The sequence below is a fragment of the Pseudomonas sp. TH34 genome, from assembly GCF_016650865.1.
In the GTDB taxonomy this organism is placed as follows: domain Bacteria; phylum Pseudomonadota; class Gammaproteobacteria; order Pseudomonadales; family Pseudomonadaceae; genus Aquipseudomonas; species Aquipseudomonas yamanorum.
Map to the genome: position 1 here is coordinate 458,351 of NZ_JAEKFB010000020.1, position 24,293 is coordinate 482,643.

The following is a 24,293-nucleotide window of genomic DNA, read 5'->3' on the forward strand; positions in this document are numbered from 1 at the left end:
GCCCGGCTCCCACAGGGAAATGCATTCCAAATGTGGGAGCCGGGCTTGCCCGCGATGGCGGTTTATCAGCTAACGCGATTCAAATCGTTATTGCGCGTCTCTTTCAGGCACAGCACAGCAATCAAGCTGATCACCGCTGCCGCCGACACATACCCGCCGACATAACTCAAACCGCCCATCGCCACCAGTTTGGTCGCGAAGAACGGTGCCGCCGATGCGCCCACGATCCCGCCCAGGTTATACGCCGCCGAAGCACCGGTATAACGCACGCGGGTCGGGAACAGTTCCGGCAGCATCGCGCCCATCGGGGCGAACGTCACGCCCATCAAAAACAGCTCCAGCGCCAGGAACAATGCCACGGCCCAGGTTGAACCGTGGGTGAGCAACGGTTCCATGGTGAAGCCGGAGAGGATGGTCAGAATCGCACCCACAATCAGCACCGGCTTACGCCCGTAACGGTCGCTTGCCCACGCCGCCAGCGGCGTCGCCGCGCCCATGAACAGCACGGCGAAGCACAGCAGCCCGAGGAAGGTTTCACGGCTGTAGCCCAGCGTGGACACGCCGTAACTCAGGGAAAACGCCGTGGTGATATAGAACAGCGCATAACACACCACCATCGATGCCGCGCCCAACAGCACCGGCAGCCAATGCTGGCTGAACAGCTCCACCAGCGGCACTTTCACTGGAGCTTCCTTGGCTACGGCATTCGCGAACACCGGCGTTTCGTGCAGTTTGAGCCGCGCGTACAGGCCCACCATCACCAGCGCTGCGCTGAGGATGAACGGAATGCGCCAGCCCCAGCTGCGGAACTGCTCGTCGCTCAGGTTCATGGCCAGGATCAGGAACAACCCGTTGGCCGCCAAAAAGCCAATCGATGGGCCCAACTGGGGGAACATGCCGAACCAGGCGCGTTTGCCCTTCGGTGCGTTCTCGGTGGCCAGCAACGCCGCGCCACCCCATTCGCCGCCAAGCCCGAGGCCTTGGCCAAATCGCAGCACGCAGAGCAGGATCGGTGCCCAGGCGCCGATGCTGTCATAACCGGGCAGCAAGCCAATCAGCGTGGTGCACACGCCCATCAGCAGCAGGGACGCCACCAACGTCGATTTACGGCCAATCCGGTCACCAAAGTGGCCGAACAGCGCCGAACCCAACGGCCGCGCGATAAACGCGATACCGAAGGTCAGGAACGAGGCAAGCATCTGCGCCGTGCCGGAGGTTTGCGGGAAGAACACCGGGCCGATCACCAGGGCAGCGGCAGTCGCATAGATATAGAAGTCGTAGAACTCGATGGCGGTGCCGATGATGCTCGCGGTGGCGACCCGGGCCGTCGAGTTGGTCGGGGCGGCGGTCGCCGTCTCGTTATAGGTGGTGCTCATTGAAGTATCCCTGACGGTCATTGCGCGTTTGGACGCGGATTATTATTGGTCGAACACCCATGGATCAGGGTTGTGCGCGGGGCGGCTCGGGATGGGAGCAAACACCGGTCAGACACGGTAAAACGCTGCCTGGACGCGCTCAGTGCGGATAGCACGCGGTCGGGCGGGGCTTGGGTAAGCCGCCCGATTATAGGAAGGGGTTTGCGGATCCAACAAGGGGCTTAAGCGGCGACCGGCACTGTGCTGGTGTGCCAGATCAGCACCTTGGCGACGCGGTTGTCCTCGGTCTCGAGGATTTCCAGGCGATAGCGGCCGATTTTCAGGCACACGGCGCAGTCCGGGATGGTCTCCAGCGCTTCGGTCACCAGGCCGTTGAGGGTCTTGGGGCCGTCGCTGGGCAAGTGCCAGCCGAGGGTTTTGTTCAGGTCGCGAATCGAGGCGGCGCCGTCGATCACGTAGCGACCATCCAGTTGTGGCTGGATGTGCGGGTTGTCGAGATGCTGCTCGTTTTCGAACTCACCGACGATTTCTTCAAGAATGTCTTCCAGGGTCACGATGCCCAGCACTTCGCCATATTCATCCACCACCATGCCCAGGCGGCGCTGCTGCTTGTGGAAGTTCAGCAATTGCAGTTGCAGCGGTGTGCTTTCCGGGACGAAGTAGGGCTCGTGGCAGGCCTCCAGCAGCGCTTCCTTGGTCAGGCTGGCGTCCGGCAGCAGATGGCGGATCTGCCGGGTGTTGAGCACCGCTTCGACCTGGTTGATATCGCTGTGGAACACCGGCAGTCGGGTGCGCGTGGAAACCCGCAGTTGCTCGATGATTTCCTCTACCGAGTCATCCAGGTTGATGCCGTCCACTTCGCTGCGGGGCACCAGGATGTCATTCACGGTGATGTTGTCCAGGGCATGAATGCCTGGCATGCCCGGTGCGCGGGTGTTGGGGATTTCGGCTTCCGGCTCGTCGTCCTGATCCGGCTGCGGCTCGTCGCTCTTCTTGACCACGCCAGGTTTGCGGGCAAATGGGCGCAGCAGCAACAGGCTGACGCCATTGAGCAGCCAGGCCAGCGGATAAAGGATTTTCAACGGAACGCTCAGCAACGTATTGCCGAAACCGAGGATGGTTTGCGGGTGGCGAGTGGCCAGGGCGCGGGGCAGATAGTCGGCCAGCACCAGCAGGACCGCACTGGAGATCACCCAGCCGAGCCATGGGCCGTTTTCCGCCCACGCGTAGATCGCCAGCAGGGTGCAGAGAATCACCACCACGGCGCGGCACAAGGTGTTGCAGAGGATCAGGCTATTGCGCGGGAAATTCAGGCGGGCGGCGGCTTTGTCACCCTGGCGGGTGCCAGGTCGCAGGGCCAGCAAATGTTGCTGGGCGGCTTCGATGGCGGTAAACAGCGCCGACCATAAAACCAGCAAGGCTACTACCGCAAGCATCGGCCCTAAGGGCAAGTTGTCCATGTCGGCTGCCCGTCAGATATGCAGGATGTATTCGCGAACCAGCTTGCTGCCGAAATAGGCCAGCATCAGCAGGCAGAAACCGGCCAGGGTCCAGCGGATCGCCTTGTGCCCGCGCCAGCCGAGGCGGTTGCGGCCCCACAGCAGCACGCTGAACACCACCCAGGCCAGGCACGCCAGCAGGGTCTTGTGCACCAGATGCTGGGCGAACAGGTTCTCGACGAACAGCCAGCCGGAGATCAGCGACAGCGACAGCAGCGTCCAGCCGGCCCAGAGGAAGCCGAACAGCAGGCTTTCCATGGTTTGCAACGGCGGGAAGTTCTTGATCAGCCCGGATGGGTGCTTGTGCTTGAGCTGGTGGTCTTGCAGCAGTAGCAACAAGGCCTGGAACACCGCGATGGTGAACATGCCGTAGGCGAGGATCGACAGCAGGATGTGGGCGAGGATGCCCGGCTCTTCATCAATGACCTGCACGGTGCCGGTCGGCGTGAATTGCGCCAGCAGCACCGTCAGCACCCCGAGCGGGAACAGCAGCACCAGCAGGTTCTCCACCGGGATCCTGTAGCAGGCCATCAGGGTCAGTGCGATCACTGCGGCGGCAATCAGGCTCGCGGCGCTGAAAAAATCCAGGCCCAGGCCGACCGGCGTCATCAAGTGTGTGAACAGGCTGGCCGCGTGGGCGAGCAGGGCAAGGACGCCAAGGCCTACCAACAGGCGTTTGTCGGCCTTGGCGCCTTGGGCCAGACGAGTGCCCTGATAAAGGGTCGCAGCGGCATACAAGATGGCGGCGGCGAGGCTGGGTAGCAAACTGGGTGACAAAGGGAGCATAAATCCTGTTAAGCAGGCCCGAAAGGCGCTGAGTTTGGCATACACCTGCGTAACACGAAAGACTCTCAGGCCAGACAGCGGGTGTGCATGGCGGCAGTCTTCGCTATAATCCGCGACCTGCCCACGCCGCAGGCTCGCCGAGCGCTGTTTTTAATAGCGATTTACCACAGCCTGGGCCGCCATTACCTCGGTCTAACAATGCATTTCGATGAATAGGGCCTGAAAGGATCGCGCATGTTTGAAAATCTGACTGACCGTCTCTCGCAGACGCTGCGCCATGTCACCGGCAAGGCCAAGCTGACCGAGGACAATATTAAAGACACCCTGCGTGAAGTACGCATGGCGTTGCTGGAAGCCGACGTCGCCTTGCCGGTGGTGAAGGACTTCGTCAACTCGGTCAAAGAGCGCGCGGTCGGCACTGAAGTGTCCCGCAGCCTGACCCCGGGCCAGGCCTTTGTGAAGATCGTCCAGGCCGAACTCGAAAGCCTGATGGGCGCGGCCAACGAAGATTTGAACCTCAGCGCCGTGCCGCCAGCCGTTGTGCTGATGGCTGGCCTGCAAGGTGCGGGTAAAACCACCACCGCCGGCAAACTGGCGCGCTTCCTTAAAGAGCGCAAGAAGAAGTCGGTGATGGTGGTGTCTGCGGACGTTTACCGTCCGGCCGCGATCAAACAGCTGGAAATGCTCGCGGGCGAAGTGGGTGTGACCTTCTTCCCCTCCGACCTGAGCCAGAAGCCGGTCGATATCGCCCAGGCGGCTATTAAAGAAGCCAAGCTGAAATTCATCGACGTGGTCATCGTCGATACCGCCGGTCGCCTGCACATCGATGAAGAGATGATGGGTGAGATCAAGGCGCTGCATGCCGCGATCAACCCGGTAGAGACCCTGTTCGTGGTCGACGCCATGACCGGCCAGGATGCGGCCAACACCGCCAAGGCCTTTGGTGATGCGCTGCCGCTGACCGGTGTGATCCTGACCAAGGTCGACGGCGACGCCCGTGGCGGTGCCGCCTTGTCGGTGCGTGCGATTACCGGCAAGCCGATCAAGTTCATCGGTATGGGCGAGAAGAGCGAAGCGCTCGAGCCGTTCCACCCTGAGCGGATCGCCTCGCGTATCCTCGGCATGGGCGACGTGCTCAGCCTGATCGAGCAAGCGGAAGCGACCCTCGACAAGGACAAGGCCGACAAGCTGGCTAAAAAGCTGAAGAAGGGCAAGGGTTTCGACCTCGAAGACTTCCGCGACCAGCTGCAACAGATGAAGAACATGGGCGGTCTCGGCGGCCTGATGGACAAGCTGCCGAACATCGGCGGCGTGAACCTGGCGCAAATGGGCAATGCCCAGGGCGCGGCAGAGAAGCAATTCAAGCAGATGGAAGCCATCATCAATTCCATGACCCCGGCCGAGCGCCGCGACCCTGAGCTGATCAGCGGTTCGCGCAAACGTCGGATCGCCATGGGTTCCGGCACCCAGGTGCAGGACATCGGTCGCTTGATCAAGCAACACAAGCAGATGCAGAAGATGATGAAGAAATTCTCTGCAAAAGGCGGAATGGCCAAGATGATGCGCGGCATGGGCGGTATGTTGCCCGGCGGCGGCATGCCGAAAATGTAAAGAATTCGAGCAAAAGCCTGCTTTTGCTCCGACCCACAGGGATGTGGGATCTCCAGCAAACCCGCCATTGGCGGGAGCTGACTTGCCGTTTTAACCGACGGCTCTATAGCAGATCTGAATGGCACGCTGATAGGCGCCAGAAAAAGACATTTGCAAAAGTCCGGATATTCCTTAGAATATGCGGCCTTTCGGGCACCTATGCCCGCTGTGCATTTAGATTTGCAGCACCGACTACAGGAACGATGTTCACATGCTAACAATCCGTCTTGCCCTTGGCGGCTCCAAAAAGCGCCCGTTTTACCACTTGACCGTAACTGACAGCCGCAACCCACGTGACGGCTCTCACAAGGAACAAGTTGGCTTCTTCAACCCGATCGCTCGTGGTCAAGAAGTCCGTCTGTCCGTGAACCAAGAGCGCGTAGCCTACTGGCTGAGCGTTGGTGCACAACCTTCTGAGCGCGTTGCTCAGTTGTTGAAGGATGCATCTAAGGCTGCGGCCTGAGCAATATGAACGCGACGCCAGCGGTTGCTGATGATTTGATCGTTATCGGCAAGATTTATTCTGTTCATGGCGTTCGCGGCGAAGTGAAGGTGTATTCCTTTACTGATCCGACTGAAAACCTGTTGCAGTACAAGACCTGGACGCTCAAGCGCGAAGGTAGTGTGAAACAGGTAGAGCTGGTCAGTGGACGCGGGAACGACAAGTTCCTGGTCGCAAAGCTCAAGGGTCTTGATGATCGTGAAGAAGCTCGTCTTCTGGCCGGTTATGAGATCTGCGTGCCGCGCAACCTGTTCCCTGAATTGACCGACGGCGAGTACTACTGGTACCAGCTGGAAGGTCTGAAGGTTATTGATCAACTCGGGCAATTGCTTGGGAAAATCGATCATCTTCTGGAAACCGGCGCAAATGATGTAATGGTGGTCAAGCCTTGCGCTGGCAGCCTGGATGATCGTGAACGCCTGTTGCCCTATACAGAGCAATGCGTGTTGGCCGTCGACCTGGCAGCGGGCGAGATGAAGGTGGAATGGGACGCGGACTTCTAACGTGGCTAACCTGCGCGTTGAAGTGATCAGTTTGTTTCCCGAGATGTTTTCCGCCATCAGCGAGTACGGCATCACCAGTCGGGCGGTGAAACAGGGGCTCTTGCAGCTCACCTGTTGGAACCCGCGAGACTACACGACAGATCGACATCACACTGTGGACGACCGCCCATTTGGCGGTGGCCCGGGCATGGTGATGAAGATCAAGCCCCTGGAAGACGCGTTGGTTCAGGCCAAGGCAGCCGCCGGGGAGAAGGCGAAGGTAATTTACCTGTCCCCTCAAGGCCGTCAGCTGAATCAGTCGGCGGTACGCGAGTTGGCGAATCTGGAAGCATTAATCCTGATTGCCGGTCGCTATGAAGGCATTGACGAGCGGTTTATTGAAGCTCATGTCGATGAAGAGTGGTCGATTGGGGACTATGTCCTGTCTGGCGGCGAGCTGCCGGCGATGGTCCTGATAGATGCGGTTACACGACTGCTGCCTGGAGCTTTAGGGCATGCGGACTCCGCGGAGGAAGATTCCTTCACGGATGGTTTGCTGGATTGCCCGCACTACACCCGACCGGAGGTGTATGCGGATCAGCGTGTTCCCGACGTATTGCTAAGTGGCAATCACGCACACATCCGGCGTTGGCGTTTACAGCAGTCCCTCGGGCGGACCTATGAACGACGCGCCGATCTTCTGGAAAGCCGCTCGCTTTCTGGAGAAGAGAAGAAGCTGCTCGAGGAATACATCCTCGGGCGGGACGATAGTTAACAACGTATCGATGGTAGGTCCGACGACTTACCTTAGGAGCACAGCATGACTAACAAAATCATCCTTGCACTCGAAGCAGAGCAGATGACCAAAGAGATCCCTACCTTTGCCCCGGGCGACACCATTGTCGTTCAGGTGAAAGTGAAGGAAGGCGACCGTTCGCGTCTGCAAGCGTTCGAAGGCGTGGTAATTGCCAAGCGTAACCGTGGTGTGAACAGTGCTTTCACTGTTCGTAAAATCTCCAACGGTGTTGGCGTAGAGCGTACTTTCCAGACCTACAGCCCGCAAATCGACAGCATGGCCGTTAAACGTCGCGGTGACGTGCGTAAAGCCAAGCTGTACTACCTGCGTGACCTGTCCGGTAAAGCAGCTCGCATCAAGGAAAAACTGGCTTAAGTCCAGCTTCCCGATGCAGAAAAAAGCAGCCTACGGGCTGCTTTTTTGTTGCCTGAAATTTGTCTTTTTCCCCGGTATCTATTCATGACTACCCGCCTCGAAGAAATTCAGCGTCGTACTGACCTTTCCGTTACCCATGTGACCAAAGCCGTTTTCCCACCGACTACCAACCACCACAACACCCTGTTCGGCGGTACCGCACTGGCATGGATGGACGAAGTGTCGTTCATTACGGCTACGCGTTTCTGCCGCTTGCCGCTTGTGACGGTCTCCACCGACCGTATCGATTTCAATCACGCGATACCGGCGGGCTCCATCGTTGAACTGATCGGTCGCGTGATCAAGGTGGGTAACACCAGCCTCAAGGTCCAGGTGGAAGTATTTGTCGAAAGCATGAGCGCTGACGGACGAGAAAAGGCCATCCAGGGTGTGTTCAGTTTTGTCGCGATTGATACTGACAAACGACCGGTGCCCGTGCTGCCAGGGTTTGCCGACTGATCCTGAATCGAGTCGCTTTTGTGGCGAGGGAGCTCGCTCCCGTTGGGCTGCGCAGCGGCCCTGAAACCTGCAGTAGAAGTCTCTCTGTTGGGCCTCATGGTCAGTCAGGGCCGCTTCGCGCCCCAGTCTGAGCAAGCTCCCTCGCCACAGATTATTTGCCCGCCTTCATTGATGTGTAGATGCCTGTGCTGCGATAGGATCTACCCGACACCGCCACTTTCCCAGCCTGAGCCCTCATGCCCGCCATTGACCATCCCCAGATAGACCGCTTCCTCGATGCCCTATGGCTGGAAAAAGGCCTGTCAGACAACACCCGCCAGGCTTACCGCAGTGACTTGGCGTTGTTCAATGGCTGGCTGCAGGAGAAAAACCTCGAACTGCTTAACGCCGGTCGCGAGCTGATCCTTGACCATTTGTCCTGGCGCCTCGAGCAAAACTACAAACCTCGTTCTACCGCGCGTTTTCTTTCCGGCGTACGTGGCTTTTATCGCTACCTGCTGCGGGAAAAGCTGATCGCTGTCGACCCAACCCTGCAAATCGACATGCCACAGTTGGGCCGGCCACTGCCCAAATCCCTGTCGGAAGCCGACGTCGAAGCCCTGCTCGCAGCCCCAGACCTGAGCGAAGCCATCGGCCAGCGTGACCGCGCGATGCTGGAAGTGCTGTATGCCTGCGGCTTGCGCGTCACCGAGCTGATCAGCCTGACCCTGGAACAGGTCAATCTGCGCCAAGGCGTATTGCGCGTGATGGGCAAGGGCAGCAAGGAGCGCCTGGTGCCCATGGGCGAAGAGGCGATTGTGTGGATCGAACGCTACATGCGCGACGCCCGCAGCGAGTTGCTCAACGGTCGACCCAGCGATGTGCTGTTCCCCAGCCAGCGTGGCGAGCAGATGACCCGCCAGACCTTCTGGCATCGCATCAAGCATCAGGCCAAGGTCGCGGGGATCGGCAAGTCGCTGTCGCCCCATACCCTGCGTCACGCGTTCGCCACGCATTTGCTCAACCACGGCGCGGATTTGCGCGTGGTTCAAATGCTCCTGGGCCACAGCGACTTATCCACCACCCAGATCTACACCCACGTGGCCCGGGCGCGTTTGCAGGAGATGCACGCCAAGCACCATCCCCGCGGATGAAAATCACATCGGAAAAACCCCAATTTCCCCGCGACTGGCTGCCCTGCGGCCCAACTGTGGTAGGCTTTGCCGGTTCGCAAAGGGGACGGCCCAAACCCGTGTTTGAAGATCGGTGTTCCTGCTCCCGTCCCTGCATCTGCCTTCAGGAGTTCCCATGCGCTTGACCCAGATTTTCGCCATCGCAGCCATTGCGTTGGTCTCCACCTTTGCCGTCGCCGATGACGCCGCAGAAAAGACAATCCGCAAGAGCCTGGAAGCCCTCCAGCTCGATACCCCGATTGAAAGCATCAGTGCCAGCCCGATGGCCGGCCTGTATGAAGTCAAGCTCAAGGGCAGCCGCGTGCTGTACGCCAGCGCCGATGGCCAGTACATCGTCCAGGGCTACCTGTTCCAGTTGAAAGACGGCAAGCCGGTGAACCTCACCGAGAAAGCCGAACGCCTGGGCGTGTCCAAGCTGATCAACGGCATTCCGGTGGCTGAAACCGTGGTTTACCCGGCCATTGGCGAAACCAAGACCCACATCACCGTCTTTACCGACACCACCTGCCCGTACTGCCACAAGCTGCACGCCGAAGTGCCTGAGCTGAACAAGCTCGGCGTTGAAGTGCGCTACGTGGCGTTCCCGCGCCAAGGCCTGGGTTCGCCGGGTGACGAGCAGTTGCAAGCCGTCTGGTGTTCGGCCGACAAGAAAGCCGCCATGGACAAGATGGTCGATGGCAAGGAAATCAAGGCCGCCAAGTGCGCCAACCCGGTTTCCAAGCAGTTCGCCCTCGGCCAGTCGATTGGTGTGAGCGGCACGCCGGCCATCGTTTTGGCTGACGGTCAGGTGATTCCGGGCTACCAGCCGGCGCCGCAAGTTGCCAAACTGGCACTCAACGCAAAGTAAGCAAAATCGTCGAGCCTTGACGATCATGACTCGCCGACAGTTCGGCGGGTCATTAATAGAGAGCCGCAGTTGTGCGGCTGTTTTCACGGCCGACCTTGAGTCGGCCGTTTCATGGGGAGTTCTTCAGTGAAACCGGTCAAAGTAGGCATCTGTGGGTTAGGGACCGTCGGTGGCGGCACCTTCAACGTACTTCAGCGTAACGCTGAGGAAATTTCCCGCCGTGCAGGGCGTGGGATTGAAGTGGCACAAATTGCCACGCGTACGCCAAAGCCTCAGTTCCAAACGACCGGTATTGCGATTACCAACGATGTCTTCGAAGTCGCCACCAACCCTGAAATCGATATCGTCATCGAACTGGTGGGCGGTTACACCGTGGCCCGCGAGCTGGTGCTCAAGGCGATCGAGAACGGCAAGCACGTGGTCACCGCCAACAAGGCGCTGATCGCCGTACACGGCAACGAGATCTTCGCCAAGGCCCGCGAGAAGGGCGTGATCGTAGCGTTCGAAGCTGCGGTTGCCGGTGGTATCCCGGTGATCAAGGCGATCCGTGAAGGCCTGTCCGCCAACCGCATCAATTGGGTAGCCGGCATCATCAACGGCACCGGTAACTTCATCCTCACCGAAATGCGCGAAAAGGGCCGTACCTTCGAAGACGTGCTGGCCGAAGCCCAGGCCCTGGGTTACGCCGAAGCCGATCCGACCTTCGACGTTGAAGGCATCGACGCTGCCCACAAGCTGACGATCCTGGCGTCCATCGCCTTTGGTATCCCGCTGCAGTTCGACAAGGCCTACACCGAAGGCATCACCAAGCTGACCACCGCCGACGTGAACTACGCGGAAGCCCTGGGCTACCGCATCAAGCACCTCGGTGTAGCGCGCAGCACCCCGGCCGGTATCGAGTTGCGTGTGCACCCGACGCTGATCCCGGCCGACCGCCTGATCGCCAACGTCAATGGCGTGATGAACGCCGTGATGGTCAACGGTGATGCTGCCGGTTCGACCCTTTTCTACGGCGCCGGCGCCGGCATGGAGCCGACCGCTTCGTCGGTGATCGCCGACCTGGTGGACGTGGTTCGCGCCATGACCAGCGACCCGGAAAACCGCGTACCGCACCTGGCCTTCCAGCCGGACTCGCTGTCGGCCCACCCGATCCTGCCGATCGAAGCCTGCGAAAGTGCCTACTACCTGCGCATTCAGGCCAAGGATCATCCGGGCGTGCTCGCTCAGGTGGCCAGCATCCTGTCGGAGCGCGGCATCAACATTGAATCGATCATGCAGAAGGAAGTCGAAGAACAAGACGGCCTGGTGCCCATGATCCTGCTGACCCACCGTGTGCTGGAACAGCACATCAACGATGCCATCGCCGCGCTTGAAGCGTTGCAGGGTGTGGTTGGGCCGGTGGTGCGGATTCGCGTCGAACACCTGAACTAATCGTTTTGCGGCAAGGGCCCCACGCGTTCGGCGGCCCTTGTTCAAGCATGCTCTAGAGGAGCCAGTCATGCGTTATATCAGCACCCGCGGCCAGGCACCGGCCCTGAATTTCGAAGACGTTTTGCTGGCCGGTCTGGCCACTGACGGCGGCCTGTATGTGCCGGAAAACCTGCCACGCTTCACCCAGGAAGAAATCGCGTCCTGGGCCGGCCTGCCGTACCACGAGCTGGCGTTCCGGGTCATGCGCCCGTTCGTCACCGGCAGCATCCCGGATGCGGATTTCAAGAAGATCCTGGAAGAAACCTACGGCGTGTTTTCCCACAGTGCCATCGCCCCGTTGCGCCAACTGAACGGCAACGAATGGGTCCTGGAACTGTTCCACGGCCCGACCCTGGCGTTCAAGGATTTCGCCCTGCAACTGCTGGGTCGCCTGTTGGACTACGTGTTGGAAAAACGCGGCGAGCGCGTGGTGATCATCGGCGCCACTTCCGGTGATACCGGCTCGGCGGCGATCGAAGGTTGCAAGCACTGCGAAAACGTCGACATCTTCATCCTGCACCCGCACAACCGCGTGTCGGAAGTGCAGCGTCGGCAGATGACCACGATCTTCGGTGAGAACATCCACAACATCGCGATCGAAGGCAACTTCGATGACTGCCAGGAAATGGTCAAGGCCAGCTTCGCCGACCAGAGCTTCCTCAAGGGCACGCGCCTGGTGGCGGTGAACTCGATCAACTGGGCGCGGATCATGGCCCAGATCGTCTACTACTTCCATGCGTCCCTGCAGTTGGGCGGCCCGGCGCGTTCGGTGTCGTTCTCGGTGCCAACCGGCAACTTCGGCGACATCTTCGCCGGTTACCTGGCGCGCAACATGGGCCTGCCGATCAACCAGTTGATCGTCGCCACCAACCGCAACGACATCCTGCACCGCTTCATGAGTGGCAACCAGTACGTCAAGGAAACGCTGCACGCCACGCTGTCGCCGTCGATGGACATCATGGTGTCATCGAACTTCGAACGCTTGCTGTTCGACATGCACGGTCGCAACGGCGCTGCCCTGGCTGGCCTGATGGACAGCTTCAAGCAAGGTGGCGGTTTCAGCGTCGAGCAAGAGCGCTGGACCGAAACCCGCAAGCTGTTCGACTCCCTGGCCGTGGATGATGCAGAAACCTGCGAGACCATTGCCGAAGTCTACGCCCAGACCGGCGAGCTGCTGGACCCGCACACCGCCATTGGCGTCAAGGCCGCGCGCGAATGCCGTCGCAGCCTGGACATCCCGATGGTAATTCTCGGCACTGCGCACCCGGTCAAATTCCCGGAAGCGGTGGAGAAGGCGGGTGTTGGCAAGGCGCTGGAATTGCCGCCGCACCTCACCGACCTGTTTGAGCGTGAAGAGCGTTGCACGGTATTGGCCAATGACCTGAAAGCGGTGCAGGCGTTTGTCAGCCAGCATGGCAATCGCGGCAAGCCACTCTGAGCCAACGGCTTTACGTGGTAGCTCAAGCCCGTCCTCGTGACGGGCTTTTTCATTCTGGCGAGCCATACTTGCGCGGCGACCAACAAGAATAATCAAGGAAACCCAACCGGTGTATTTATCGATCCGCGCGTGTGTGTGGCTGGCAGGTGTGCTGTTGCTTGTGCAGGGTTCGGCAAGCCTCGCGGCTGTCAGCCTGCCGTTCAAGCTGGTACCGGCGTTCATTGCCCTGGAGCCCATGCCCCTGACGGCCAGCGAGCAGCAATGGCTGGCGGCGCATCGACCGTTGAAGGTGGGCATCTCGATTGATGACTATCAGCCAATTGATATCACCCGCGACCGCAATCGCTACCAGGGCATCAGCGCCGATTATCTCAGCCTGATCGGCGCGCGCCTGAATGCACCGATGCAAGTCCTGGGCTTCGCCGAGCGGGCGCAGGCGGTGGAAGCCTTGCGTAACGGCACCATCGATATTCTCACCAGTGCCAACGGTTATGAGCGCGACGTATCGGGGCTGCGCTTTACCGAAGACTACATGCCGGATCGTTCGGTGGTGGTTGTGCGCCGGGATGACACCACCCAGAACGAAGACCTCAAGGACAAGAAGCTGGTGTTGCTGGACGGCTACGCCAACGTCAAGAACGTCCATCTCGCATATCCCGGCAGCCACATCATGCTGGCACCGAATCTCTACAGCGGCCTGGAAGCGCTGAAGCAAGGTGATGCCGATGCGTTTATCGGCAACGAAGTGATCGTGCGCGCCTACAAGTCTTTGCGGCCCTACCTGGGCTTGCAGATCAAGGTGGAAAGCCGGCTGGCACCCATCGGTTTCGCCTTTGCCACACGGGAGGCCGACCCGCTGCTGGGGACGATGATGGACCAGGCGCTGGCGAGCATCGATGACTCCGTGCGGCGGGAGATCCTCGCGCGCTGGACCACCGGCCTGGGCGTCGGCATTGCCGCCGAGCGCATCGCCTTGTCGGCCCAGGAGCGGGCCTGGGTGCTCCAGCATCCCCATGTGGTGGTGGCATCCCAACAACTCTCGCCCTATGTATTCAAGGACAAGGACGGCCAATGGGTAGGGCTGAATGTGGACCTGCTCAACCGCATTTCACGCATGACCGGCTTGCAGTTCGTCATGGAGGAAGTGTCTTCCACGGCGCAAACCCTGGCGTTGCTGGAAACGGGCAGGGCGGATATGAACACCACGTTGGCCGAAAATCAGGAGCGCAAGGCATTCCTGAATTTCAGCCATGGTTTTGGGGGTTCCGGCTGGGTGTTTATCCAACGTGCGGACGCACCGCCAGTGGCCAGTTTGAGCGAGCTGTCAGGCAAGGTCCTGGCGCTGCCGGCACGCCATGTCCTGGAGGGGTACATTCGTCGCGAGCACCCCGGGATCAAGCTGCACTCGGTGGATAACTATGCCCAGGCCCGTGAGCTGGTAACGCAGGGCCGCGCGGCGGCGACCATCCAGAGTGAAGTGGAAGTTCAGAGTTACCCGGCCGATGAGCTGCGCATTGGTCGCAGTGTCGAGGGCAAGTGGTCGGCCAACAGCCTGTCGGTGCGCAAGGACCAACCGGAACTGTTGAGCATTTTGAACAAGGCACTGGAAGCGCTGCCGGTCGCGGAGTTGAGTGCTTTGCGCTTGCGTTGGCTGGGTACCGTGCCGGTCCCGGTGCCGGCCTGGCAGCGCGTGCCGCCATGGGCCTATTGGACGGTCGCCATGGCGTTGCTGTTTGTGCTGGTGTCCCTGGCCTGGAACAGCCGCCTCAAGCGCCAGATTCGCCAGCGCCTGCAGGCCGAGCAACGGCTCAACGACCAGTTGGCATTTAAACGCGCGTTGCTGGATGGCATGCCCAACCCGGTGTTTGTCCGTGATCTGGAAGGACGCCTGGTGACCTGCAACACCAGCTATGAACAACAGTTGAACACCCGGCGTGAGCACATCCAGGGCCTGACGCTGATGGAAAGCGGATTGATGCCTGACGCAACGGCCGCGCGCCTGCACGCCGGCCATATGGAACAGTTGGCGACCCAGCAGTCGCTGTTCGTCGATCGGCAACTGGAGTTCAACGGCGGGGCGTTTCATGTCTATCAGTGGACGGTGCCGTTCTTTGACGCCAAGGGCCAATTGCAAGGGTTGCTCGGTGGCTGGATCGACATCAACGAGCGCAAGGTCCTGGAGCACCAACTGATGGATGCGCGCCAGGCTGCTGATGAAGCGAACTACGCCAAAAGCGCCTTTCTCTCGACCCTGAGCCACGAGATTCGCACGCCGATGACCGCCATCATCGGTCTGCTTGAGTTGGAGCAAGAGCGTGCCCTGGCCGAAGGCAATCCGGTGTCTGAAGCGCTGCGGGTAGCCCATCGCTCGGCACGTGAGTTGATTGCCCTGATGGGTGACAGCCTGGACCTGGCGAAGATTGAAGCCGGTCATCTGCAACTGGCGCCGCAGACCACTGACTTGAAAGCATTCTTTGAGGGCATACAGCGGCTGTTTGAAGCCATGGCGCAGAAAAAAGGCCTGCACTTGACCCTCGCCTTCGATCCTGCGGCGCAAGGGCACTACTGGTTCGACCCGCTGCGCCTGCGCCAGGTGATCCATAACCTGTTGGGCAATGCGATTAAATTCACCCAGCACGGCGAGGTTCGGGTCAGTGTCGCGCGCAAGCTCGACCAGGCGGGAGCTGAATACTTGCACATCTGCGTGGAGGACAGCGGCCTGGGTATCAGCATCGAGCAGCAGGCACGGGTGTTCAAACCGTTTATCCAGGTCAGTGCAATGACGGCTGCCGAGCACGGTGGCACGGGGCTGGGCTTGAGCATCTGCCAGCAACTGGTGGAGTTGATGGGCGGCAGCATCACCTTGAGCAGTGTTGTGGGACAGGGCACGGTGGTGTGCATCGAGCTGTACCTGGACCGGGTCAGCAGCGATGACGTGCCAGCGGCACCTGCGGTGTTGTTGCCCGTCGCCGGCCGCAGCCTGTCGGTGCTGGTGGTGGATGACCTGCCGGCCAACCGTTTAGTACTGGCTCAGCAGTTACAGTTCCTCGGCCATCAGGTGGTGGCCGTCGACTCGGCGGAGGCGGCCTTGCAGCGTTGGCGCCATGAGGTGTTTGATGTCCTGGTTACCGATTGCAACATGCCGGGCATGTCCGGCTACGCCTTGAGCGAGGCCATCCGTCGACTTGAAACCCAGGAGCAACGGCCACGCCTGGCGCTGGTGGGGTGCACGGCAAATGCCCAGGATGACGAACAGCAGCGCTGCCGGGAGGCGGGAATGGATGAACTGCTGGTCAAGCCCGTGACCCTTGAACACTGGACGCGCGTGCTCGCCCGGGTGGCGCCTGCGCGCTCTTTCAGTATCGAAACCTTGCGCACCATGACCCAAGCCGACGGGCCGGTTTTGCTGCGGATGTTGGAGGAACTGGCGAGGAGCCTTGAGCAGGAACATAACTTGATGGTCGCCGCTATGACGGACCACGACCAGGCCCGGCTGGCCGCTTCGCTGCACCGCCTGAAGGGCATTTGCTGCCTGGTGGATGCGTTGCCGCTGGCCAAGGCCTGTGTGGCGCTGGAAGGCTGTCTTCGGGAACAGCGCAACGCTGAGGTTGAAATGCATTGGTTAGCGCTGCGCGAGGCATTGGTCGAGTTCCAGCGCGAGCTTGATACCTATCTGGATCGGTCCGAATAAGACATGTCCTATGGGGAATGCGCGGGGTTTTTACTAGTCTGTGCACCCTCGCTTGTCCCCGGTAAAGTTTTCATGCGTTCCCTCAAAGTCCTGATCCTCGAAGATAACCCGTTCCAACTGATGGCCCTGCATCAGATGCTCAATGCCAACGGCGTATTCAATGTACGCACTGCCGAAACGGTTGACGCCGCTCGGCAGTCACTGGAGAGCAAGGGCGCGGTGGACATTGCGATTTGCGATCTGTACCTGGAGCAGGGCGATGGCCTGGAGCTGATCCGCGAACTGGCTGAACGTCGCCAGGCTCAGGTGTTGATCTTGTTGAGCAACGCCGAGCCCGAGGTGTTGGAGGGCGTGGCGAACATGGCGCGGCAGCTGGGGCTCAACGTGCTCGGCTGCTTGCCCAAGCCCGCATCGGCAAAGTTGATCGGGCAAGTCCTGACGGCGTGCCAGGAACGCCTGCGGCCCGGGCCGGCGGCGATGTCCTGGGAGCAGGTGCGCCAGTTGCTGGGTTTGAGCGAAATCGAGGTGTTGCCACCTTCAGCCGATCTGAGCCAGGCGGTTATCGCACGCTGTGGCACGGTCTGGTATCAGCCCATCGTCAGCCAGGCCGGTGCGTTGCAAGGTGTTGAAGCGCTGGCGCGCTGGCAGCTTCCTGAAGGCGGGCTGCTGTTGCCTGATGAGTTTCTACCGGTGCTGGAGTTTGCCGGAATGGAAGAGGCGTTTACCTGGCACGTGTTGGAGCAAGCGTTGGGCCTGGCGGCACACGTCATGCGCGAGACCGGCCAGGCGCTGCCGGTGGCGGTGAATATCCCAGGGCGAATGCTGGAGCGCGCGCACTTTCCCCAAGTGCTGCAAGGCTTGCTGCAACTTCACGGCGTGCCCGCTCACGGCCTGACCCTCGAACTGGTGGAAACCTCGCGCTTGAACACCGACAGCGCCCACGTCACCGGCTTGCTGCGTTTGCGGATGATGGGGTGCAAGCTGTCCATTGGTGATTTCGGCGTGGGTGGCACCAGCCTGCAACGCTTGCTGGAATTGCCCTTCAGCGAATTGAAGATCCCGCCGGCGTTTGCCAGCGGCATGGCCAAGGACGATCGCAAGGCAGCAGTGGTTGCCGGCGCCATGAGCATGGCGGGGCGACTGGGTGTAGGGGTGGTAGTGACCGGGGTTGAAAGTGCCGCCGATTATCACGCGGTGAGTGAGTTGGGGGCTGCGTGGTTGCAAGGCTGTTTTATCGCCCGGCCCATGGATGCCGAGGCACTGAAACAGTGGATCGCGTTTCAGGCTAGGCCAGCCCGTGTTCCTGCACATAGATAAATAACGCCGCGTCGTTGCTCAGGCCCAGCTTGCGCATGGCGCTGACTTTTTGCGCGCTGACGGTCTGCTTGCTGCGATGAAGATTCGCGGCGATCTCGCCTACCGTCAAGCCTCCGGCCAACAGGCGAATGACTTCCAGTTCACGGGGTGACAGTTGATCCTGGGAGTGCACGCGATCGACACCTGCCAGGTTCAGTGACTGGCTGATGGTCTGGGCCACGTAACGTTGCTGCCGGCGTACCTGGCGGATCGCTTCAGGCAATTCGTCCGCGAGACTGGCCTTGCTCAGCAGGCCCATGACGCCCAACTCCAGGATGGCGTGGAACAGGCCTGCGTTGTTCAGCATGGTCACCACCACAATGGGCAGGGCCGGGTGATGCCGGCGCAGTTGTTCAATCAGGCGCAAGCCATCGGCCTGGGGCTCGGCGGGCATCATGAAGTCGGTGACCAGTACGTCACAGGGGCAATGTTGCAGTAGCTCGGCAAGTGCCTGGGGTGAATTGGCTTCACCGACGATGGTCAGCCGTTCGTCACGTTCCAGGACCGCCCGCAGACCGATGAGGAAAATCGGATGGTCGTCGGCGAGTACGATGCGCAATGGCTTATCAGACGCTTCTTTCAATACAGGCTCCCGGGGTAATTTGGGGATTCTAGCCTGTTAATGGGAGGGATGGCCGGAGTGGCGTTTTAACGATCGGCAAAACAACGCCGCTTTCCCTTCCTTGGGTTAGCGGCGGTTGCGTTTCAGGCAGCCCTGGTCGTAGGGGGCGTTTACGCGAGTAGCTTTTGCGCGATTGCCATGACGGTCCCGACAGCCGTGAAGAAGCCTATGGCGATACCCACGGGGTACCAGAAATTCTCACGGGTTATCTTGTGGGATTCTGCGTTGAGCTTGCGTTGTTCGGCATAAATTCGTGATATGTCAGCGTGAATTTTCTCTAGTACAGCCTGCTCTTTGTTGTGTTCCAGCATGGTCGTCATCCTTCGAAATGGGGGCTTTTGATAGGCCTGTGTGGCAGCGTGACCCGTACTCACCGAGTATAGGATTCACCCTCGGCATCAGCGCCAAAACGGCAACTCATTGAGTAAGCAGTTATGTGCTGCCGTTTTTTGGTTGTCATGTTGCAAGCGCATGCTGGACACGTCATCCCCGGCAACCCTTGAAAGACGAAAAAGCGAACTTTCCTACGACACAAATAGTCACTTAGGATAGATGCAGCTCCCGTTTACACGATTGTTCCCGAACTATTGAGTGGTGATCGAGATGGAAAGTATCAGCCTATTGCTCGGTGAAGCACTGAGCCCTTATCAGGTCACGCTGACCACCTCGGGTGTGCAGGGCGAATGCCTGGTAACCGTAAAGAATCCGGCCGGTGCCATCGTGGTCGAACGTGAAGTCGACCAGGCGCAATTGACCGACAAGCGTGCATTGGTGGATGTGGTGGACTGCTTGCACCGCGACCTGATGATCGCCGAAGGACGCCTGGAACCCTCGGTCATGGCGGCCCTGCGCAATGCGGCCCTGACTCGGCCGAATGCCTGTGCATGAAGATTTATTTTTGTTGGGAACCTTCCTACGGTAAGGCGAGTCAGATTTTGTAACAGCGAGATCAAGCATTGTGCTCCGGTGCTTGTGGCTCGTTGTTACTGGTCTTTTTAGGCCCTTATTAACCCCGAGTTGTCTCCCCACTGCTCGGGGTTTCTTTTTGCCCGCGATTTGTCATGGGCCGGGGGCCTCCTGGAAAAACGTCGGGTTGTCTTGCAGGTATTGATCACGCATGACCGGGTCGAGCCAAGAGGCGTAGGACTGCCGCAGTTGCTCCTGCGGGATTTTGCGCAGTACCTGATTGATCCGCTCGATAGCCTCACGTCCTGCTGCGGTATCCGTGCAGCCGATATGGGTCAGTTGATAGGGCGGGGTGCCCTTGATGGGATAAAAGATCAGGTCCTGGGGATCGATGCCCTGTTGCAGGGCCTGATAGCGAACTTCTGTCCAGTAACCCAACACCGCCTCCAGCCGCCCCTTTCGCTGCATTTGCAGCAGGCTGCCGAGGGCGTCATTGCCGTAGTGCGGTGCCAGTTTGTGAACACTGGCGTGCTTGAGCGCTTCATCGATAAGGGCGCCATAACTGCGTTCGGCGATGATGCCAAGGCGCGCATCCCGGGCATTCAAAAACGCTTCCAGGTCAAACATTCCATCCACCACAAACGGCGCCAGCGCTGCCCGCTGACTTTGGCGGATGGTCACCCCATTGCTCACCGTCGCAAAGGCTTGGGCGGAAAATACAACGGTTTTGGCGCGTTCTGCTGTCCGCAGCAGGGACGGGTCGCACGTCAGCGTGTCTGGGTCGCGGAGCATTTGCATACCGCGGGCGCGGTTCACGTGGAGGATCCTGTGTCGATACTCCGGCATATGCTCGGCGAGTATCGGCAGCAGTTGGTCGAGGGCACCCTGGCCCTTTTGCGGGCCGTCGAAAATTGTCACGGGCGGCAGGTCACGCAGCAGCCAGATCAAGGTGCCTTGGGCCTGGCTTGATAGCGGCCACGCCCCGAGCAGTGAACCCAGCAGGCACAGGCGAATGATGAAGCGCCGGGCCATCAGATCGCGCCATTCTCACGCAGGCGGGTAATGGCGGCCGCGTCGTAGCCCAATTCATTGAGCACCACGGCGTTGTGCTCACCCAGTTGTGGTCCGACCCACTCACAACTGCCCGGCGTGTCTGAAAGTTTGGGCACGATACCGGGCATCTTGAAGTCCTTGCCGCCTGGAAGCTGGGCCTTGAGGAACATTTCGCGGGCGAGAAACTGCGGGTCTCCCAGCATGTCCTCAGCGCTGTAGATACGACTGGCGGGCACTTCGGCTTTGTTCAGTTGCTCCACCACTTGCTCCAGCGGCAGTGAGTTGACCCAGCGATCAATCACCCCATACAACTCATCGCGCCGACTGTCGCGGCCATCGTTGCTGGCCAGGGCCGGATCGTTGGCCAGGTCGTCCCGCCCAATGGCTGACATGAACCGCTTGAAGATCGCGTCGCCATTGGCGCCGATCTGCACATGCTTGCCATCCTGGCTGGTGTGGATCGAGGAGGGTGTGATGCCCGGCATGATGTTGCCGGTGCGCTCGCGGATAAAGCCAAATACGTCGAACTCCGGGATCATGCTTTCCATCATCGCGAAGATCGCTTCATACAGCGCCACATCCACCACCTGGCCGAGCCCGCCGTTCACTTCACGATGACGCAGGGCCATCAGCGCGCCGATCACGGCCCACAACGCCGCAATTGAGTCACCGATGGAAATCCCGGTGCGCACCGGCGGGCGGTCCTCGAAACCGGTGATGTAACGCAGACCACCCATGGATTCGCCCACCGCACCAAACCCTGGCTGGTCCTTCATCGGTCCGGTCTGGCCAAAGCCCGAAAGGCGCACCATCACCAGTTTCGGGTTCAGGGCGTGCAGGGTTTCCCAGCTCAGGCCGAGCTTTTCCAGCACGCCAGGGCGAAAGTTCTCAATCAGGATGTCGGCATCCGCCAACAGTTGCTTGAGGATCGCCAGGCCGTCAGGGTGTTTCAGGTTCAGGGTCAGGGATTTCTTGTTACGCGCCTGCACAAACCACCACAGCGAGGTGCCTTCATACAGCTTGCGCCACTTGCGCAGCGGGTCGCCGCCATCCGGGGATTCGACCTTGATCACCTCGGCGCCGAACTCGGCACAGATACGGGACGCAAACGGGCCGGCGATCAAGGTGCCAAGTTCGATGACTTTCAGGCCGGCAAGTGGTTTGGCGGTAAACGACATGAGGAACCTTTCGGGCAGGGCAGGGATGTGAGCCTTTTAACATAGGCGAGTCGCGCAGTGATAAGGATGATGCAGCGCAGGATTCGTTGAATCAGCTCGCCATCGGTTAGACTTGCCGCCTTTCCCTGTCTCTAGAAGTCCGTTCATGGCCCAGCCGTCCACGACCTACAAGTTTGAACTCAACCTCACCGACCTTGATCGTTCGGTGTACGAGAGCGTCAAGCAGACCATCGCCCGCCACCCTTCGGAAACCGAAGAGCGCATGACCGTGCGTTTGCTGGCCTACGCACTTTTCTACAACGAACAGTTGTCTTTTGGTCGTGGCCTGTCAGATGTAGACGAACCAGCGCTGTGGGAAAAAAGCCTGGATGACCGCGTCCTGCACTGGATCGAAGTCGGCCAGCCGGACGCGGACCGCCTGACCTGGTGTTCCCGCCGTACCGAACGCACCACCTTGCTGGCCTATGGCAGCTTGCGCGTCTGGGAAGGCAAAGTGGTGCCGGTGGCGAAGAACCTGAAAAACGTGAGCATCGCCGCCGTACCCCAGGAAATCCTGGAAGTGCTGGCCAAGGACATGCCCCGGGTGATCAAGTGGGACGTGATGATCAGCGAAGGCACGATCTTCGTGACTGACGACCGTGGCCAGCACGAAGTCCAGCTGGAATGGCTGGCTGGCGAGCGCGGCTGAAACGTCGATACCTGATTGGATGCTGGTCGAGTGTGGGAGCTGTCGAGCGTTAGCGAGGCTGCGATGCAGGCGCTGCGGTCTGACAGGTACACCGAGGTGGTCCCATCGCAGCCTCGCTGGGGCTCGACAGCTCCTACAAGGGATCACCGCTAATTTTCAACATTAAAGAGAAGCTTCCGTCACCCCATGCGTATTGATCCTCGCCCGTTGCCCGCCGTCCTGCCATTCCTCGGTGAATTGCCGCCGTTGTTGACCCGTCTCTACGCCGCACGCGGGGTGCAATCGGAAGCCGAGCTGGATAAAAGCCTGGCCCGGCTGATTCCGTATCAGCAGCTCAAGGGCATCGATGCCGCCGTGGACCTGCTGGTGACGGCTCTGGAACAGCGCCAGCGGATACTGATCGTGGGTGACTTCGACGCCGATGGCGCCACCGCCAGCACCGTGGGCACCCTGGGCCTGCGTTTGTTGGGTGCCGCCCACGTCGACTACCTGGTGCCCAACCGTTTCGAATACGGCTACGGCCTGACCCCGGAAATCGTCGCCGTGGCCTTGCAACGCGAGCCACAGCTGCTGATCACCGTGGACAACGGCATCTCCAGCGTCGAAGGCGTGGCGGCGGCGAAAGCGGCGGGGCTCAAGGTACTGGTTACCGACCACCACTTGCCCGGCGATGAACTGCCGGCGGCGGATGCGATCGTCAACCCGAACCAGCCGGGCTGTGAATTTCCCAGCAAGGCGTTGGCCGGTGTAGGCGTGATCTTCTACGTGCTGATGGCCCTGCGCGCGCGTTTGCGCAGCCTTGGCTGGTACGAGAACAAGCCGCAGCCGAACATCGGTGAACTGCTGGACCTGGTGGCCCTGGGCAGCGTGGCCGACGTGGTCCCGCTGGACGCCAACAACCGCATCCTGGTCTATCAAGGCCTGGAGCGTATTCGTGCCGGTCGCGCTCGCCCGGGGATCAAGGCGATCCTCGAAGTGGCCAAGCGCGATCACGCCCGCATCACCTCCACCGACCTCGGCTTTATCCTCGGCCCGCGCCTGAACGCCGCCGGTCGCCTGGATGACATGAGCCTGGGCATCGAATGCCTGCTCACCTCGGATTTCGCCGCCGCCCGGGAAATGGCCGCGCAGCTGGACGGCATGAACCAGGACCGCAAATCCATCGAGCAAGGCATGCAGCGTGAGGCCCTGGCGCAGCTCAAGGACTTGCCGGTGGAATCGATGCCGTATGGCTTGTGCCTGTTCGACCCGGAATGGCACCAAGGCGTGATCGGTATCCTCGCCTCGCGGATGAAAGAGCGCTACTTCCGCCCGACCATCGCCTTTGCCGATGCCGGGGATGGCCTGCTCAAGGGCTCCGGGCGTTCCGTGCCGGGCTTTCACATCCGTGACGCGCTGGCCGTGGTGGCCAGCCAGCACCCAACGCTGATCGCCAAGTACGGCGGCCACGCCATGGCGGCGGGGCTGACATTGCCCGAGGCCAACTTCCCACTGTTCGCCGAAGCCTTTGACGCCGAAGTGCGCCGCCAACTGCGTGAAGAAGACCTGACGGGCCGATTGCTGTCCGACGGCACCCTGGCGGTTGAAGAGTTTCATCTGGAACTGGCCCGCGCCCTGCGCAATGCCGGGCCGTGGGGCCAGCATTTCCCCGAGCCGTTGTTTCACGGAGTGTTCCAGTTGGTGGAGCAGCGCGTCGTCGGCGAGCGGCACCTGAAAGTGGTGCTCAAAAGCGAATGCGGTTCGGTGAAACTCGATGGCATCGCCTTCGGCATCGACCGCGAGATCTGGCCCAACCCGACCATTCGCTGGGTGGAACTGGCCTACAAGCTCGACGTGAACGAGTTCCGTGGCCAGGAAACCGTGCAACTGATGATCGCGCATATCGAGCCACGCTGAACCCTGTGCAAT

22 protein-coding genes are annotated in these 24,293 nt (G+C 60.3%); 15 read left to right on the top strand and 7 right to left on the bottom strand.

Features of this window, described 5'->3' with window-relative positions:
• Positions 1-65 precede the first annotated feature (65 nt).
• From JFU58_RS15545 to JFU58_RS15555, 3 genes are all read right to left on the bottom strand, one after another.
• Positions 66-1,376, bottom strand: coding sequence for an MFS transporter (locus tag JFU58_RS15545; protein ID WP_201141099.1), 1,311 nt, complete (start codon positions 1,374-1,376; stop codon positions 66-68).
• 221 nt (positions 1,377-1,597) lie between these two features.
• Entirely contained in the window at positions 1,598-2,836 is a 1,239-nt protein-coding gene (locus JFU58_RS15550; protein ID WP_063032966.1) for a transporter associated domain-containing protein, read from the bottom strand.
• 12 nt (positions 2,837-2,848) lie between these two features.
• Positions 2,849-3,661 (bottom strand): cytochrome C assembly family protein, encoded by an 813-nt coding sequence (locus JFU58_RS15555; protein WP_026078135.1) that lies wholly within the window; start codon positions 3,659-3,661, stop codon positions 2,849-2,851.
• Between the two features lie 234 nt (positions 3,662-3,895).
• Between JFU58_RS15555 and ffh the strand changes: the two genes are divergently transcribed.
• The 12 genes from ffh to JFU58_RS15615 all read left to right on the top strand — a co-directional run bounded on the left by ffh (position 3,896) and on the right by JFU58_RS15615 (position 17,899).
• On the top strand, positions 3,896-5,272 hold the full coding sequence (ffh, locus tag JFU58_RS15560) for a signal recognition particle protein (protein WP_003209589.1): 1,377 nt from the start codon (positions 3,896-3,898) through the stop codon (positions 5,270-5,272).
• Between the two features lie 250 nt (positions 5,273-5,522).
• Entirely contained in the window at positions 5,523-5,774 is a 252-nt protein-coding gene (gene rpsP, locus JFU58_RS15565; RefSeq protein ID WP_003209587.1) for a 30S ribosomal protein S16, read from the top strand.
• Positions 5,775-5,779: 5 nt separating this feature from the next.
• A complete protein-coding gene (gene rimM / locus JFU58_RS15570; RefSeq protein WP_010565276.1) occupies positions 5,780-6,316 on the top strand; it encodes a ribosome maturation factor RimM in 537 nt (178 codons plus the stop codon).
• Between the two features lie 43 nt (positions 6,317-6,359).
• Positions 6,360-7,070 (top strand): tRNA (guanosine(37)-N1)-methyltransferase TrmD, encoded by a 711-nt coding sequence (gene trmD, locus JFU58_RS15575; RefSeq protein ID WP_231988895.1) that lies wholly within the window; start codon positions 6,360-6,362, stop codon positions 7,068-7,070.
• 45 nt (positions 7,071-7,115) lie between these two features.
• The gene (rplS, locus tag JFU58_RS15580) at positions 7,116-7,466 is read left to right on the top strand and encodes a 50S ribosomal protein L19 (RefSeq protein WP_003175895.1); all 351 of its coding nucleotides are present in this window, start codon (positions 7,116-7,118) and stop codon (positions 7,464-7,466) included.
• A gap of 84 nt (positions 7,467-7,550) precedes the next feature.
• Positions 7,551-7,964, top strand: a complete 414-nt coding sequence (locus JFU58_RS15585) for an acyl-CoA thioesterase (RefSeq protein ID WP_063032965.1) — start codon at positions 7,551-7,553, stop codon at positions 7,962-7,964.
• 236 nt (positions 7,965-8,200) lie between these two features.
• The gene (gene xerD / locus JFU58_RS15590) at positions 8,201-9,097 is read left to right on the top strand and encodes a site-specific tyrosine recombinase XerD (RefSeq protein ID WP_177025485.1); all 897 of its coding nucleotides are present in this window, start codon (positions 8,201-8,203) and stop codon (positions 9,095-9,097) included.
• Between the two features lie 154 nt (positions 9,098-9,251).
• Complete coding sequence (dsbC, locus tag JFU58_RS15595) at positions 9,252-9,983, top strand: bifunctional protein-disulfide isomerase/oxidoreductase DsbC (RefSeq protein WP_063032964.1); 732 nt, start codon at positions 9,252-9,254, stop codon at positions 9,981-9,983.
• A gap of 126 nt (positions 9,984-10,109) precedes the next feature.
• Entirely contained in the window at positions 10,110-11,414 is a 1,305-nt protein-coding gene (locus JFU58_RS15600; RefSeq protein WP_003209580.1) for a homoserine dehydrogenase, read from the top strand.
• Between the two features lie 67 nt (positions 11,415-11,481).
• Entirely contained in the window at positions 11,482-12,891 is a 1,410-nt protein-coding gene (gene thrC, locus JFU58_RS15605) for a threonine synthase (RefSeq protein WP_003209579.1), read from the top strand.
• 109 nt (positions 12,892-13,000) lie between these two features.
• The gene (locus tag JFU58_RS15610) at positions 13,001-16,582 is read left to right on the top strand and encodes a transporter substrate-binding domain-containing protein (RefSeq protein ID WP_201141100.1); all 3,582 of its coding nucleotides are present in this window, start codon (positions 13,001-13,003) and stop codon (positions 16,580-16,582) included.
• A 72-nt stretch (positions 16,583-16,654) separates the two neighbouring features.
• Positions 16,655-17,899, top strand: coding sequence for an EAL domain-containing response regulator (locus JFU58_RS15615; RefSeq protein WP_063032962.1), 1,245 nt, complete (start codon positions 16,655-16,657; stop codon positions 17,897-17,899).
• Here the strand turns inward: JFU58_RS15615 and JFU58_RS15620 are convergent.
• Together JFU58_RS15620 and JFU58_RS15625 are read right to left on the bottom strand one after the other, a co-directional pair.
• Complete coding sequence (locus JFU58_RS15620) at positions 17,868-18,521, bottom strand: response regulator transcription factor (protein WP_093201270.1); 654 nt, start codon at positions 18,519-18,521, stop codon at positions 17,868-17,870. The genes JFU58_RS15615 and JFU58_RS15620 overlap by 32 nt on opposite strands.
• 149 nt (positions 18,522-18,670) lie before the next feature.
• Positions 18,671-18,871 (bottom strand): hypothetical protein, encoded by a 201-nt coding sequence (locus tag JFU58_RS15625; RefSeq protein WP_010176820.1) that lies wholly within the window; start codon positions 18,869-18,871, stop codon positions 18,671-18,673.
• A 292-nt stretch (positions 18,872-19,163) separates the two neighbouring features.
• On the opposite strand from JFU58_RS15625, the gene JFU58_RS15630 reads away from it, so the two are divergent.
• Positions 19,164-19,448, top strand: coding sequence for a DUF3509 domain-containing protein (locus JFU58_RS15630; protein ID WP_017478706.1), 285 nt, complete (start codon positions 19,164-19,166; stop codon positions 19,446-19,448).
• A 171-nt stretch (positions 19,449-19,619) separates the two neighbouring features.
• Here JFU58_RS15630 and JFU58_RS15635 read toward each other — a convergent pair whose 3' ends face one another.
• Positions 19,620-20,498, bottom strand: a complete 879-nt coding sequence (locus JFU58_RS15635) for a TIGR02285 family protein (RefSeq protein ID WP_063032960.1) — start codon at positions 20,496-20,498, stop codon at positions 19,620-19,622.
• Positions 20,498-21,697, bottom strand: coding sequence for a CaiB/BaiF CoA transferase family protein (locus JFU58_RS15640; protein ID WP_093201263.1), 1,200 nt, complete (start codon positions 21,695-21,697; stop codon positions 20,498-20,500). The genes JFU58_RS15635 and JFU58_RS15640 overlap by 1 nt, the downstream gene beginning before the upstream one ends.
• A 145-nt stretch (positions 21,698-21,842) precedes the next feature.
• Between JFU58_RS15640 and JFU58_RS15645 the strand changes: the two genes are divergently transcribed.
• Both JFU58_RS15645 and recJ read left to right on the top strand, forming a co-directional pair.
• Positions 21,843-22,385 carry a YaeQ family protein gene (locus JFU58_RS15645; protein WP_003209567.1) on the top strand — a complete coding sequence of 181 codons (543 nt, stop codon included), beginning with the start codon at positions 21,843-21,845 and terminating at the stop codon, positions 22,383-22,385.
• A 186-nt stretch (positions 22,386-22,571) separates the two neighbouring features.
• Positions 22,572-24,281: a single-stranded-DNA-specific exonuclease RecJ gene (recJ, locus tag JFU58_RS15650; protein WP_076017504.1), complete on the top strand. Its 1,710-nt coding sequence runs from the start codon at positions 22,572-22,574 to the stop codon at positions 24,279-24,281.
• Positions 24,282-24,293 lie beyond the last annotated feature (12 nt).

Coding starts and splice junctions, on each gene's coding strand:
- JFU58_RS15545 (WP_201141099.1), bottom strand. CDS start 1,376: ATGAGCACCACCTATAACGAGACGGCGACCGCCGCCCCGACCAACTCG.
- JFU58_RS15550 (WP_063032966.1), bottom strand. CDS start 2,836: ATGGACAACTTGCCCTTAGGGCCGATGCTTGCGGTAGTAGCCTTGCTG.
- JFU58_RS15555 (WP_026078135.1), bottom strand. CDS start 3,661: ATGCTCCCTTTGTCACCCAGTTTGCTACCCAGCCTCGCCGCCGCCATC.
- ffh (WP_003209589.1), top strand. CDS start 3,896: ATGTTTGAAAATCTGACTGACCGTCTCTCGCAGACGCTGCGCCATGTC.
- rpsP (WP_003209587.1), top strand. CDS start 5,523: ATGCTAACAATCCGTCTTGCCCTTGGCGGCTCCAAAAAGCGCCCGTTT.
- rimM (WP_010565276.1), top strand. CDS start 5,780: ATGAACGCGACGCCAGCGGTTGCTGATGATTTGATCGTTATCGGCAAG.
- trmD (WP_231988895.1), top strand. CDS start 6,360: ATGTTTTCCGCCATCAGCGAGTACGGCATCACCAGTCGGGCGGTGAAA.
- rplS (WP_003175895.1), top strand. CDS start 7,116: ATGACTAACAAAATCATCCTTGCACTCGAAGCAGAGCAGATGACCAAA.
- JFU58_RS15585 (WP_063032965.1), top strand. CDS start 7,551: ATGACTACCCGCCTCGAAGAAATTCAGCGTCGTACTGACCTTTCCGTT.
- xerD (WP_177025485.1), top strand. CDS start 8,201: ATGCCCGCCATTGACCATCCCCAGATAGACCGCTTCCTCGATGCCCTA.
- dsbC (WP_063032964.1), top strand. CDS start 9,252: ATGCGCTTGACCCAGATTTTCGCCATCGCAGCCATTGCGTTGGTCTCC.
- thrC (WP_003209579.1), top strand. CDS start 11,482: ATGCGTTATATCAGCACCCGCGGCCAGGCACCGGCCCTGAATTTCGAA.
- JFU58_RS15615 (WP_063032962.1), top strand. CDS start 16,655: ATGCGTTCCCTCAAAGTCCTGATCCTCGAAGATAACCCGTTCCAACTG.
- JFU58_RS15625 (WP_010176820.1), bottom strand. CDS start 18,871: ATGCTGGAACACAACAAAGAGCAGGCTGTACTAGAGAAAATTCACGCT.
- JFU58_RS15630 (WP_017478706.1), top strand. CDS start 19,164: ATGGAAAGTATCAGCCTATTGCTCGGTGAAGCACTGAGCCCTTATCAG.
- JFU58_RS15635 (WP_063032960.1), bottom strand. CDS start 20,498: ATGGCCCGGCGCTTCATCATTCGCCTGTGCCTGCTGGGTTCACTGCTC.
- JFU58_RS15640 (WP_093201263.1), bottom strand. CDS start 21,697: ATGTCGTTTACCGCCAAACCACTTGCCGGCCTGAAAGTCATCGAACTT.
- JFU58_RS15645 (WP_003209567.1), top strand. CDS start 21,843: ATGGCCCAGCCGTCCACGACCTACAAGTTTGAACTCAACCTCACCGAC.
- recJ (WP_076017504.1), top strand. CDS start 22,572: ATGCGTATTGATCCTCGCCCGTTGCCCGCCGTCCTGCCATTCCTCGGT.